The sequence below is a fragment of the Streptomyces sp. XY431 genome (assembly GCF_001279805.1).
Classification (GTDB): Bacteria; Actinomycetota; Actinomycetes; order Streptomycetales; family Streptomycetaceae; genus Kitasatospora; species Kitasatospora purpeofusca.
On sequence record NZ_LGDO01000379.1, the window covers coordinates 1 to 326 of the forward strand.

The following is a 326-nucleotide window of genomic DNA, read 5'->3' on the forward strand; positions in this document are numbered from 1 at the left end:
TGGTCGAGGAGGGCTGCGGGAAGTACACGAGTGGTCCGGGGCCGCAGTGGTCGCAGACCGACCAGGCCTCCTACAAGGCCTGGCAGGAGAAGCTCGGCTTCACCGGCGCCAACGCCGACGGCTGGCCCGGACGCACCACCTGGGACCAGCTCAAGGTCCCCGACATCGGCGTCCAGCCCCAGCCGGTGGACTACGAGCCGTTCCCGGGTGCCGCCTGGTTCCAGAGCAACCCGAACAGCCCGATCGTGACGGCGATGGGCCAGCGTCTGGTCGAGGAGGGCTGCGGGAAGTACACGAGTGGTCCGGGGCCGCAGTGGTCGCAGACC

Annotated in this window: 1 protein-coding gene; it reads left to right on the top strand. The window is 69.9% G+C overall.

Features of this window, described 5'->3' with window-relative positions; translation table 11 throughout:
* The coding region (locus ADK60_RS46975; RefSeq protein ID WP_234371256.1) for a peptidoglycan-binding protein at positions 1-326 on the top strand (326 nt) is incomplete at both ends.